Raw genomic sequence first — 12,465 nt, 5'->3', positions numbered from 1 at the left:
CTTTCTCGCTCTTCTTATGCCGTGGCCGCCGGCTCGGCCGCGCCCTTCGCGGCGCTGGCCAGGTCGATGGCTTTCTCAACGGTGACGGTGCCCGACGTGGCGTCCAGGCTGGCCGCGGCGACGGTGCCCGCGGATACGCGCACGGTGCCGGCGGGCAGCGCCGCTTCCAGCGCCGCCGGCAGCACCACGCTGCCCTGCCCCTGCGTCACGCGCACCGGGTCGCCGGCCTGCACGCCGAGCGCGGCGAACAGGTCGGCCGACAGGCCGGCCTGCATGGCGCGGCGCGCGGCGGCGGTCAGTTGCAGCGAGTCGGCGCGGCGCACGATCGGGTCGGCGTGGTAGATCGGCACGTCGGCGACGCGCTCGATGCCGCCGGCGGCCGCGCTCACGCGGATGGCGGCGTCGGTGGCGTTGCTCAGCTGCGCCGCGACCGGCCTGGCCAGCACGTCGTCGCGCACGTTCTCGGCGGTCTCGTAGTCGAAGCCCGGCACGTCGAGCAGGTTGCCCAGCACGCGCAGGACCTTCCAGGCCGGGCGCGCGTCGCCGAGCGCGCGCACCACGCCGTTGAAGCTCTGCGGCAGGCCTTCGCAGTTGACGAAGGTGCCGGCGGTCTCGGTGTACGGCGTCACCGGCAGGATCACGTCGGCGTATTGCAGCGCGGCTTCCGAGCGGAACGGCGACAGCACCACCACGGTGCCGGCCTGGCCCAGCGCGGCCAGGGCCTGGCGCGGGTTGGCGGCGTCGAACTCGGGTTCGGCGTTGAGCAGCACGTAGGCGCGGCGCGGGGTGGCGAACATGGCCTGCGCGTTGGCGCCGCCGTTCTGCGGCAGCGCGCCGGCGATGTGGCCGCCCACGGTGTTGGCGGCTTCGGTCAGGAAGCCCAGCGTGGCGCCGGTCTCGGTGGCGATCCACTGCGCCAGCGCGTGCAGCGTGGCGAACTGCGGATGGCGCACGGCCTCGTTGCCGAGGAACACGGCGCGGCGCTCGCCCGACAGCAGCGCGTCGGCGATCAGCCTGGCCTTGTCGTCGCCGTCGAAGCCGTCAGTGCCGGCCGGTGCGGCCACGCCCTTGGCGGCGGCCACCACGCGGGCCACGCCGGCCAGGGCCGCGGCCCAGGCGGACGGCGCCGCGTCGATGCGGGCGGCCAGCGGCATCAGCAGGTCGTCGGCGTTGGCGCCGAGCACGGCCACGCGGGCGCCCTTCTTGCCGGCCTGGCGCAGACGCGCGGCCAGCAGCGGGTGGTCCTTGCGCAGGGCCGAGCCGATCACCAGCACGCGCTGCAGCGCGGAGACTTCGGCGATCGGCAGGCCCAGCCACGGCGCGCCCTTCACGGCGGCCGAGAAATCGGTCTGGCGCTGGCGGAAGTCGATGTTGTCGCTGCCCAGGCCGCGCACCAGCTTGCCCAGCAGGTGGAGTTCCTCCAGCGTGCTGTGCGGGCTGGCCAGCGCGGCGATCTGGTCGGCGCCGTGCTCGCGCTTGATGCCGGCCAGGCCGTTGGCCACGTATTCCAGCGCGGTCTGCCAGTCGGTTTCCATCCACTCGCCGCCCTGCTTGAGCAGCGGCTTGGTGAGACGGTCGGCGCTGTTCAGGCCTTCGTACGAGAAGCGGTCCTTGTCGGACAGCCAGCACTCGTTGACGTCTTCGTTTTCCAGCGGCAGCACGCGCATCACGCGCTGGTTCTTGGTCTGCACCACGAGGTTGGCGCCGAGGCCGTCATGCGGCGACACCGACTTGCGGCGCGCCAGTTCCCAGGTGCGGGCCGAGTAGCGGAACGGCTTGCTGGTCAGCGCGCCGACCGGGCACAGGTCGATCATGTTGCCCGACAGTTCGGAGTCGACCGTCTGGCCCACGAACGTGGTGATTTCCGAGTGCTCGCCGCGGTTGAGCATGCCCAGCTCCATCACGCCGGCCACTTCCTGGCCGAAGCGCACGCAGCGGGTGCAGTGGATGCAGCGCGTCATCTCTTCCATCGAGATCAGCGGGCCCACGCTCTTGTGGAACACCACGCGCTTCTCTTCCTTGTAGCGCGATTCCGAGCCGCCGTAGCCGACCGCCAGATCCTGCAACTGGCACTCGCCGCCCTGATCGCAGATCGGGCAGTCCAGCGGGTGGTTGATCAGCAGGAATTCCATCACCGACTTCTGGGCCTTGACCGCCTTCTCCGAATTGGTGAAGACCTTCATGCCCGGGGTGACGGGAGTGGCGCAGGCCGGCAGCGCCTTGGGCGCCTTTTCGACCTCGACCAGGCACATGCGGCAGTTGGCCGCGATGGACAATTTGCGGTGGTAGCAGAAGTGCGGGATGTAGGTGCCCAGCTTGCGGGCCGCTTCCATCACCAGGCTGCCTTCAGCAACCTCAACCTTCTTGCCGTCGATCTCGAGTTCAACCATGTTCTGCCACGCTTAGATGTAGGCCGGAACCATGCACTGCTTGTGTTCGACGTGATACTCGAACTCTTTCCAGTAGTGCTTGAGCATGCCGCGGACCGGCATCGCTGCCGCATCACCGAGCGCGCAGATGGTGCGGCCCATGATGTTTTCAGCGACGTTATTGAGCAGGTCCAGGTCTTCCTGGCGCCCTTCCCCGTGTTCGATGCGATTCACCATGCGGTAGAGCCAGCCCGTGCCTTCGCGGCACGGCGTGCACTGGCCGCACGATTCTTCGAAGTAAAAGTACGACAGGCGCAGCAGCGAGCGGACCATGCAGCGCGTCTCGTCCATCACGATCACCGCGCCCGAGCCCAGCATCGAGCCGGCCTTGGAGATCGAGTCGTAGTCCATGTCGGACGCCATCATCAGATCGCCCGGCACCACCGGCGCGGACGAGCCGCCCGGGATCACCGCCTTGATGCGCTTGCCGCCGCGCATGCCGCCGGCGAGCTCCAGCAGCGCCGAGAACGGCGTGCCCAGCGGGATCTCGTAGTTGCCGGGGCGCTCGACGTCGCCGGACACCGAGAAGATCTTGGTGCCGCCGTTGTTCGGCTTGCCCATCTTCAGGTAGTTGTCCGGGCCGACGCCCAGCAGGAACGGCACCGCGGCGAAGGTCTCGGTGTTGTTGATGGTGGTCGGCTTGCCGTACAGGCCGAAACTGGCCGGGAACGGCGGCTTGAAGCGCGGCTGGCCTTTCTTGCCTTCCAGCGATTCGAGCAGCGCGGTTTCCTCGCCGCAGATGTAGGCGCCGTAGCCGTGGTGGGCATGCAGCTGGAAGTTGAAGCCCGAGCCCAGGATGTCGTCGCCCAGGAAGCCCGCCGCGCGCGCTTCCTCGAGCGCCTGCTCGAAGATCCGGTATTCGTTCCAGATCTCGCCGTGGATGTAGTTGTAGCCCACGGTGATGCCCATCGCGTACGCGCCGATGGCCATGCCTTCGATCAGCGCGTGCGGGTTGTAGCGGATGATGTCGCGGTCCTTGAAGGTGCCGGGCTCGCCCTCGTCGGTATTGCAGACCAGGTACTTCTGGCCCGGGAACTGGCGCGGCATGAAGCTCCACTTCAGGCCGGTGGGGAAGCCCGCGCCGCCGCGCCCGCGCAGGCCCGAGGCCTTGACGTCCGCGATCACCTGCTCGGGCGTGACCTTCTCGGTCAGGATGCGCCGCAGCTGCTGGTAGCCGCCGCGCTTGACGTAGTCTTCGAGGTGCCAGTTGCTGCCGTCGAGGCCGGCCAGGATCAGCGGCTTGATGTGGCGGTCGTGCAGAGAGGTCATGTTACTTGTCCCCCTTGGCGGCTTCGGTGGCCTTGATCTCGTCGACCAGCGCATCGAGCTTGGCGTCGCTCATGAAGCTGCACATGCGGGTGTTGTTGACGATCATCACCGGCGCGTCGCCGCAGGCGCCCATGCATTCGCCTTCCTTGAGCGTGAAGGTGCCGCACGGAGTGGTTTCGTTGTAGTCGATGCCGAGCTTGCGCTTGAGATACTCGCCGGCCCGCTCGCCGCCCGACAGGGCGCAGGGCAGGTTGGTGCAGACCGTCAGCTTGTACTTGCCGACCGGCTTGGTGTCGTACATGTTGTAGAAGGTCGCGACTTCCTCGACCCACACCGGGGGCATGTCGAGGTAGCTGGCGACGAACTGCATGACTTCCGGAGAGACCCAGCCCACTTCGCCCTGTGCCACGGCCAGCGCCGCCATCACGGCCGACTGCTTCTGGTCAGCCGGATACTTGGCGATCGCGCGATCGATTTCCTTGAGAGCTTCTGCTGATAGCATGGTCGTTGCTGTAATACGCCGAGTCATTTGCGTTCATGCCCGCCACGTGGCGCGCATTGCGCAGGTTTGCAGCCGTCGCTGCCGTTGCGGCCCGCATGTCGGAGCATGCCTGGCCCACCGCAGGTTTCCCGTGGCCGGACGCGGGCCTTGCCCGGATTCCGGCCAGGGGCGCCCGGATCGTCGTCCGGGGCCGGCGGCTCCTGTTAGCGGTCGATCTCGCCGAAGACGATGTCCTGCGTGCCGATGATCGTTACCGCGTCTGCAATCATGTGGCCCTTGGCCATTTCGTCGAGGGCCGCCAGATGGGCAAAGCCCGGCGCCCGGATCTTCAGGCGGTACGGCTTGTTCGCACCGTCGGAGATCGCGTAGATGCCGAACTCGCCCTTCGGGTGCTCCACCGCCGCGTAGGCTTCGCCTTCGGGCACGTGGATACCTTCGGTGAAGAGCTTGAAATGGTGGATCAGCTCTTCCATGTTCGACTTCATGTCCACGCGCGCCGGCGGCGTCACCTTGTGGTTGTCGCTCATCACCGGGCCCGGGTTGCGGCGCAGCCAGTCGATGCACTGCCTGATGATGTGGTTGGACTGGCGCATCTCTTCCACGCGCACCAGGTAGCGCGCGTAGCAGTCGCCGCCCACGCCCACCGGCACCTGGAAGTCCATGCGGTCGTACACCTCGTAGGGCTGCTTCTTGCGCAGGTCCCACTCGATGCCGGAGCCGCGCAGCATCGGGCCGGTGAAGCCCATCTGCAGCGCGCGCTCGGGGCTCACCACGCCGATGCCGACCAGGCGCTGCTTCCAGATCCGGTTGTCCGTCAGCAGCGTCTCGTATTCGTCGACGTACTTCGGGAAGCGGTTGGTGAAGTCCTCGATGAAGTCCAGCAGCGAGCCCGAACGCGCTTCGTTCATGGCCTTGATGGCGCGCTCGTTGTGGATCTTCGACGCCTTGTATTGCGGCATCGTGTCGGGCAGGTCGCGGTACACGCCGCCCGGACGGTAGTAGGCCGCGTGCATGCGCGCGCCCGACACCGCCTCGTACATGTCGAACATGTCTTCGCGTTCGCGGAAGGCGTACAGGAAGACGGCCATCGCGCCCACGTCGAGCGCATGCGCGCCGATCCACATCAGGTGGTTCAGCAGGCGCGTGATCTCGTCGAACATCACGCGGATGTACTGCGCGCGGATGGGCACGTCGACGTCGAGCAGCTTCTCGATCGCCATCACGTAGGCATGCTCGTTGACCATCATCGACACGTAGTCGAGGCGGTCCATGTACGGCACGCTCTGGATCCAGGTCTTCTGCTCCGCCAGCTTCTCGGTGGCACGGTGCAGCAGGCCGATGTGCGGGTCGGCGCGCTGGATCACTTCGCCGTCGAGCTCGAGCACGAGGCGCAGCACGCCGTGTGCCGCCGGGTGCTGCGGGCCGAAGTTCAGGGTGTAGTTCTTGATGTCTGCCATTGCGCTTCTCAGTGCTGCAAGCCGCCGTAGTTCTCTTCCCGGATCACGCGCGGCGTGATTTCACGCGGCTCGATGGTCACGGGTTGATAGATCACCCGCTTCTGCTCGGGGTCGTAGCGCATTTCGACGAAGCCCGACACCGGGAAGTCCTTGCGGAACGGGTGGCCGACGAAACCGTAGTCGGTCAGCAGGCGGCGCAGGTCGTTATGGCCTTCGAATACGATGCCGAAGAAGTCGAACGCTTCGCGCTCGAACCAGTTGGCCGAGTTCCAGACGTCGTTCAGCGACGGCACCACGGGCACGTCGTCGTCGGGCGCGAACACGCGCACGCGCAGGCGCCAGTTATGGGTGATCGACAGCAGGTGCGTCACCGCGGCGAAACGGGGGCCGTCCCAGGCACCGTCGCCGTACGCGGAGTAATCGACGCCGGCCACGTCGAGCAACTGCTCGAAGCGCAGCGAGGGATCGTCGCGCAGCATCAGCGCGGTTTCCAGGTAGTCGTCGGCCTTGACGATCAGGGTTAGCTCCCCTACCGCCTCGACGAGTTTCTGGATACGCTTGCCCAATGTCTTTTCGAGCGCGGCCTTCAGGGTATCGAGGTTCGCCATGTCAGCCCTTGCGCGCGATGGTGTTGGTGCGACGGATCTTGTTCTGCAGCTGGATGACGCCGTAGATCAGCGCTTCGGCCGTCGGCGGGCAACCCGGCACGTAGATATCCACCGGCACGATGCGATCGCAGCCGCGCACCACGGAATACGAGTAGTGATAGTAGCCGCCGCCATTCGCGCACGACCCCATCGAGATCACCCAGCGCGGCTCCGCCATCTGGTCGTAGACCTTGCGCAGCGCGGGGGCCATCTTGTTGCACAGCGTGCCGGCCACGATCATCACGTCGGACTGGCGCGGCGACGGGCGGAACACCACGCCGAAGCGGTCCAGGTCGTAGCGTGCCGCGCCAGCATGCATCATTTCCACGGCACAGCAGGCCAGGCCGAAGGTCATCGGCCAGAGCGACCCGGTGCGGGTCCAGTTGATCAGCTTGTCAGCGGTAGTCGTGACGAAGCCTTCATTGAGAACGCCTTCGATTGCCATTTCACATCACTCCCAATCGAGCGCGCCTTTTTTCCAGATGTAGACGAAGCCCACGATGAATTCCAGCAGAAACACGCCCATGGAGAAGAATCCCGGCCAGCCGATCTCGCGCAGGGCTACACCCCACGGGAAAAGGAAGGCAGTTTCGAGATCGAACAGGATGAACAGGATAGCGATGAGGTAGTAGCGCACGTCGAACTTCATGCGCGCGTCCTCGAACGCTTCGAAGCCGCACTCGTAGGGAGAGAGCTTCGCGGGGTCGGGTTTGTTGGGGCCGAGGATCCGGCCGATCGACATCAATGCCACGCCGAGCACGACACCGAAGATGATGAAGATGAGGACGGGGAAGTAGGCTTCGAGATTCAAGGTACGGCCAGCCTTATCTGGAATGTTGTCAACAGCACCAGCAGCTAGCGGCGACCTGTTGCCCACCCCAAGCGCCATTCCGTAGAAATTACGACGCCGCCTTGCGGACTGGCCGGGGCACGAAGCCGGGATGCTCTCCGGACTCCACGCCCCGATCAAGTTGTTTGGTGCCGACGGCGAGACTCGAACTCGCACAGCTTTCGCCACTACCCCCTCAAGATAGCGTGTCTACCAATTTCACCACGTCGGCTGGGGGAGAAACAATATTGCCTGGCGCTGGCCTTGGGGCCCAGGGTTTTTACACCCTTCGGAACTCTGGCTGGGATACCTTGATCCTGGCTGGAGCCCCGTCGCTGGGGGATCGTTTCAAGCCTTGCATTCTAACCCAAAATTCTTGTTTTGTTCAACGCACAACTACAAAAATCTTCAAGAATCCGTCGCAAGGCCGCTTGATTATTTCGGTACTGCGGGCGCGGCTGCGCCGGAGGCTGCCACGGTCGGCGCAGCGGGGGCCGAAGCCGCCGCGGCAGGTGCCGGCGCCGACTGCGGAGCGGCGCCCATCACGCCCAGCGAGGCAGTGGGACGGTAGTTGCCCATCAGCGTCAGGCTCAGCGTGCAGATGAAGAACAGCGACGCCAGCACGGCCGTGGTGCGCGACAGGAAGTTGGCCGAGCCGGTGGCGCCGAACAGGCTGCCCGAGGCGCCCGAGCCGAACGCCGCGCCGACGTCCGCGCCCTTGCCATGCTGCAGCAGCACCAGGCCGATCACGCCAAGCGCGGACAGTACCTGCGCCACTACCAACAAAGTTTTGAAAATTGCCATTTGGTTCGATTCGCTTGCCTGATCAGACCATGTGAGCGGCCGGCATTCAGGCGTTGCCGATCGCGAGGAAATCGTCCGACTTCAGCGCGGCGCCTCCGATGAGGCCCCCGTCGATGTCGGGCATGGAAAACAGTTCTGCCGCGTTGTCCGGCTTGACGCTGCCGCCGTACAACATGGCCATGCCGGCCGCCACGCCGGCGTCGCGCGCCGCCACGCGGCCGCGCAGGAATGCGTGCACGGCCTGGGCCTGCGCGCTGCTGGCGGTCTTGCCGGTGCCGATCGCCCAGACCGGCTCGTAGGCCAGCACGACGCGCGCGAGCTGCTCGGCCGACAGCGCCGCCAGCACGGCGTCGAGCTGGCGACCGACCACCGCCTCGGTCTCGCCCGCCTCGCGCTGCGCCAGGGTCTCGCCCACGCACACCACCGGCACGATGCCGGACTCGAGCGCGCGCACCGCCTTGGCGGCCACCACGGCATCGGTCTCGCCATGATAGCCGCGGCGCTCCGAATGCCCGACCAGGACGTAGGAAACGCCGAATTCGGCCAGCATCGAAGCCGCCACCTCGCCGGTGAACGCGCCGCGCGCCTCGGCCGAGACGTCCTGCGCGCCCCACGCCACGGCCGTGCCGGCCAGCAGCGACTGGCACTGCGCCAGGTACGGGAACGGCGCGCACACCGCCAGGCGAGCGCTGGCCGGTGCGGCCTTGATACCTGCCAGCAGGGCCGCGTTGGCGGCCAGGCTGCCGTGCATCTTCCAGTTGCCGATGACGAGCTTTTGTCTCACGGAGCGCCTCTCTCGATAAAACCCGCTATTGTAGCGCGGGCGCGGGCCCTACGCCACCAGAGCGGCCCTGGACCGGCCCTGGGAAGCGCCCGCGCCCTGCCCCGCCGCCCCTTACCAGGTCAGCACGATCTTGCCGATGTGCTCGCTGGACTCCATCAGGCGGTGCGCGTCGGCGGCCTGCGCCGCCGGGAAGGTCTGGTGGATCACCGGCTTGATCTTGCCGGCGGCCAGCAGCGGCCACACGTGCCGGTGCAGCGCCTGCGCGATCTCGCCCTTGAACGCCACCGGGCGCGGGCGCAGCGTCGAGCCGGTCACGGTGATGCGCCGGCGCAGGATGTCGGCCAGCGGGATCTCGGCCTTGGCGCCGCCCAGCAGCGCGATGATGACGATGCGGCCGTCGTCGGCCACGCAGGCCAGCTCGCGCGCGAGGTAGGGGCCGGCCACCATGTCGAGGATGACGTCGGCGCCGCGCCCGCCGGTCAGCGCCTTGACCTCGGCGACGAAGTCCTCGGTCTTGTAGTTGATGGCGCGGTCGGCGCCGAGCGCCTCGCAGGCGCGGCATTTCTCGATGCTGCCGGCGGTCACGAAGACCTTGTGGCCGAGCGCCTTGGCGATCTGGATGGCGGTGGTGCCGATGCCGCTCGAGCCGCCCTGGATCAGCAGGGTCTCGTCCTTGCCGAGCGGGCCGCGCCCGAGGTAGCCGCGGTCGAACACGTTGCTCCACACCGTGAAGAAGGTCTCGGGCAGGGCCGCCGCCTCGACGTCCGACAAGCCCGCCGGCACTGGCAGGCACTGCGCCGCGGGCGCCGCGCACAGCTCGGCGTAGCCGCCGCCCTGCACCAGCGCGCACACGCGGTCGCCGAGCTTGAGGCCGAAGCGGTTGTCGGCATGCGCGAGGTCGCCGCCGGCCACCACGCCCGCCACTTCCAGGCCGGGCAGATCGGACGCGCCCGGCGGCACCGGGTAGTTGCCGGTGCGCTGGAACACGTCGGGGCGGTTGACGCCGGCGGCGCTCACGCGGATCAGGATCTCGCCCGCGCGGACCTCGGGATCGGGGCGCTGCGTCAGCTGCAGGACCTCGGGGGCGCCGTATTCGCGGATTTCGATGGCTTGCATGTCTTCTCCTTGCATTGCGCATGCGGCGGCGTGCGCGCATGGCTGGGGTCGGTATCGGGGGGCCCGGCGGCGGCGCGGCCCCTGGAGGCGCGCCGCGGCGCCGGGCTGGGACTCGCGCAGTGTAAACAAAAAAACGGCTGGACATCGCCAGCCGTTTTTCCTGCTACGGGTACCGCGGGGCAGCTTACTGCTGCTGTTCCGCCGACGGGTTCGCCGGCGCGTCGCTGTTGACGATCGGGCTGATGCTGCCGCCCTCTTCGGCCAGCGCGGCCTTCAGGGACAGGCGCAGGCGGCCCTTCTCGTCGGCCTGGATCAGCTTGACGCGAACCTGCTGGCCTTCCTTGAGCCAGTCCTTGATGTCCTTGACGCGCTCGTTGACGATCTCGGAGATATGCAGCAGGCCATCCTTGCCCGGCAGGATGTTGACGATCGCGCCGAAGTCCAGCAGCTTGAGCACGGTGCCGGCGTAGATCTTGCCCACTTCGGCTTCCGCGGTGATGCCTTCGATGCGGCGCTTGGCTTCGGCCATGCCTTCGGTCGAGGTCGAGGCGATGGTGATGGTGCCGTCTTCCTGGATGTCGATGGTGGTGCCGGTTTCCTTGGTCAGCGCCTGGATGGTCGAGCCGCCCTTGCCGATCACTTCGCGGATCTTGTCCGGATGGATCTTCATGGTGATCATGCGCGGCGCGTGCTCCGACAGCTCGGTGCGCGCGTGGCCCATCGCGTCCTGCATCTTGCCCAGGATGTGCAGGCGGCCTTCCTTGGCCTGCGCCAGCGCGACCTGCATGATTTCCTTGGTGATGCCCTGGACCTTGATGTCCATCTGCAGCGCGGTGATGCCGGCGTCGGTGCCCGCCACCTTGAAGTCCATGTCGCCGAGGTGGTCCTCGTCGCCGAGGATGTCGGTCAGCACGGCGAACTTGTTGCCTTCCAGGATCAGGCCCATCGCCACGCCGGCGACGTGCGCCTTGACCGGAACGCCGGCGTCCATCAGCGCCAGGCAGCCGCCGCACACCGAGGCCATCGACGACGAGCCGTTCGATTCGGTGATCTCGGAGACCAGGCGGATGGTGTAGGCGAACTCGTCGTCCTTCGGCAGCACCGGGATCAGCGCGCGCTTGGCCAGGCGGCCGTGGCCGATTTCACGGCGCTTCGGGCTGCCCACGCGGCCGGTCTCGCCGGTGGCGAACGGAGGCATGTTGTAGTGGAGCATGAAGCGGTCGCGGTATTCGCCGGCCAGCGCGTCGATGATCTGCTCGTCGCCCTTGGTGCCCAGCGTGGCCACCACCAGCGCCTGCGTCTCGCCGCGGGTGAAGATGGCCGAGCCGTGCGCGCGCGGCAGCACCGACGAGCGGATCTCGATCGGGCGCACCGTGCGGGTGTCGCGGCCGTCGATGCGCGGCTCGCCCGACAGCACCTGGCTGCGCACGATCTTCGCTTCGATGTCGAACAGCACGTTGCCCACTTCGACCTTGTCGGCTTCCACGCCGGCTTCGGCCAGTTGGGCCGTCACGGCGGCGTAGACTTCCTTGAGCTTCTGGCTGCGCGCGGACTTCTGGCGCAGCTGGTAGGCGTCCTGCAGCAGCGGCAGCGCGATCTCGCCGATCCTGGCGATCAGCGCTTCGTTCTTCGGCGCCGGCGCCCAGTCCCACTCGGGCTTGCCGCCGTCGCGCACCAGGTCATGGATGGCGTTGATGGCGGTCTGCATCTGCTCGTGGCCATAGACCACGGCGCCCAGCATCACGTCTTCCGACAACTGGTTGGCTTCCGACTCCACCATCAGCACGGCGCGCTCGGTGCCGGCCACGACCAGGTCGAGCTCCGACGCGGCGATCTGCGCGCGGGTCGGGTTGAGCAGGTACTGGCCGTCCTTGTAGCCGACGCGGGCCGCGCCCACGGGGCCGCTGAACGGGATGCCCGACACCGCCAGCGCGGCCGAGGCGCCGATCAGCGCGGGGATGTCGGCCGGCACTTCCGGGTTCAGCGACAGCACGTGGATCACCACCTGCACGTCGTTGTAGAAGCCTTCCGGGAACAGCGGGCGCAGCGGACGGTCGATCAGGCGCGAGGTCAGCGTCTCGTTTTCCGACGGACGGCCTTCACGCTTGAAGAAACCGCCGGGGATCTTGCCGGCGGCGTAGGTCTTCTCGATGTAGTCGACGGTCAGCGGGAAGAAGTCCTGGCCGGCCTTGGGCGACTTGGCGGCCACCACGGTGGCCAGCACCACGGTGTCTTCCACGTCGACGATCACGGCGCCGCCAGCCTGGCGGGCGATTTCGCCGGTTTCCAGGCGCACCGTGTGCTGGCCCCACTGGAATTCCTTGACGACTTTATTGAACATGGTCATGAGCGTTCCTTTGTTCGTGCTTGCACGCTTGTGCAATGCCCGCGTTAGCAGCCGCGGGCGAACCGCCGGATGCGCGTCGGTCGCGGTCACAGGGAAGTGCTATGCCATTCCAGCGGGATACCCGCGACCGCGGATACCACGCTGGAATGACACAAAGCCCCGCTTCCTTGCCCGACTCCGGTGTGAAAAAAAGCTAAAGAACGGACTAACTTACTCCGTTGCACGTCTTGGCGCAACGGGCGCCAGGCGGTGGCGCCTGGCGCTGCCGGGTGGAACCGAAG

The 12,465-nt window shown here is 67.2% G+C and carries 11 protein-coding genes and 1 tRNA gene; all 12 read right to left on the bottom strand.

The annotated features are described in order from the left end of the window. Positions 1 to 14 precede the first annotated feature (14 nt). A complete protein-coding gene (nuoG, locus tag ACWTPI_RS06345) occupies positions 15 to 2,390 on the bottom strand; it encodes an NADH-quinone oxidoreductase subunit NuoG (RefSeq protein WP_454731214.1) in 2,376 nt (791 codons plus the stop codon). A 12-nt stretch (positions 2,391 to 2,402) separates the two neighbouring features. Next, on the bottom strand, positions 2,403 to 3,698 hold the full coding sequence (nuoF, locus tag ACWTPI_RS06340; protein WP_020203635.1) for an NADH-quinone oxidoreductase subunit NuoF: 1,296 nt from the start codon (positions 3,696 to 3,698) through the stop codon (positions 2,403 to 2,405). Position 3,699: 1 nt separating this feature from the next. Beyond that, the gene (gene nuoE, locus ACWTPI_RS06335; protein WP_454731213.1) at positions 3,700 to 4,200 is read right to left on the bottom strand and encodes an NADH-quinone oxidoreductase subunit NuoE; all 501 of its coding nucleotides are present in this window, start codon (positions 4,198 to 4,200) and stop codon (positions 3,700 to 3,702) included. A gap of 203 nt (positions 4,201 to 4,403) precedes the next feature. After that, on the bottom strand, positions 4,404 to 5,657 hold the full coding sequence (locus ACWTPI_RS06330) for an NADH-quinone oxidoreductase subunit D (protein WP_020203633.1): 1,254 nt from the start codon (positions 5,655 to 5,657) through the stop codon (positions 4,404 to 4,406). A gap of 8 nt (positions 5,658 to 5,665) precedes the next feature. Further along, complete coding sequence (locus ACWTPI_RS06325) at positions 5,666 to 6,265, bottom strand: NADH-quinone oxidoreductase subunit C (RefSeq protein WP_020203632.1); 600 nt, start codon at positions 6,263 to 6,265, stop codon at positions 5,666 to 5,668. A gap of 1 nt (position 6,266) precedes the next feature. Next, entirely contained in the window at positions 6,267 to 6,749 is a 483-nt protein-coding gene (locus ACWTPI_RS06320) for a NuoB/complex I 20 kDa subunit family protein (protein ID WP_020203631.1), read from the bottom strand. A 6-nt stretch (positions 6,750 to 6,755) separates the two neighbouring features. Beyond that, entirely contained in the window at positions 6,756 to 7,115 is a 360-nt protein-coding gene (locus ACWTPI_RS06315) for an NADH-quinone oxidoreductase subunit A (protein ID WP_020203630.1), read from the bottom strand. A 165-nt stretch (positions 7,116 to 7,280) separates the two neighbouring features. Continuing rightward, a tRNA-Leu gene (locus ACWTPI_RS06310) sits at positions 7,281 to 7,365 on the bottom strand. Between the two features lie 203 nt (positions 7,366 to 7,568). Next, positions 7,569 to 7,937: a preprotein translocase subunit SecG gene (gene secG, locus ACWTPI_RS06305; protein WP_029043743.1), complete on the bottom strand. Its 369-nt coding sequence runs from the start codon at positions 7,935 to 7,937 to the stop codon at positions 7,569 to 7,571. 46 nt (positions 7,938 to 7,983) lie between these two features. Then, positions 7,984 to 8,721 (bottom strand): triose-phosphate isomerase, encoded by a 738-nt coding sequence (tpiA, locus tag ACWTPI_RS06300; RefSeq protein ID WP_454731212.1) that lies wholly within the window; start codon positions 8,719 to 8,721, stop codon positions 7,984 to 7,986. A 111-nt stretch (positions 8,722 to 8,832) separates the two neighbouring features. Further along, positions 8,833 to 9,837: an NAD(P)H-quinone oxidoreductase gene (locus ACWTPI_RS06295; RefSeq protein ID WP_020203627.1), complete on the bottom strand. Its 1,005-nt coding sequence runs from the start codon at positions 9,835 to 9,837 to the stop codon at positions 8,833 to 8,835. A 184-nt stretch (positions 9,838 to 10,021) separates the two neighbouring features. Next, positions 10,022 to 12,184: a polyribonucleotide nucleotidyltransferase gene (gene pnp, locus ACWTPI_RS06290; RefSeq protein WP_020203626.1), complete on the bottom strand. Its 2,163-nt coding sequence runs from the start codon at positions 12,182 to 12,184 to the stop codon at positions 10,022 to 10,024. Between the last annotated feature and the right edge of the window lie 281 nt (positions 12,185 to 12,465).

This window comes from Cupriavidus ulmosensis (assembly GCF_977008105.1).
The sequence above is the reverse complement of the archived record's forward strand: the minus strand, read 5'-3'. Positions and strand labels throughout refer to the sequence as shown.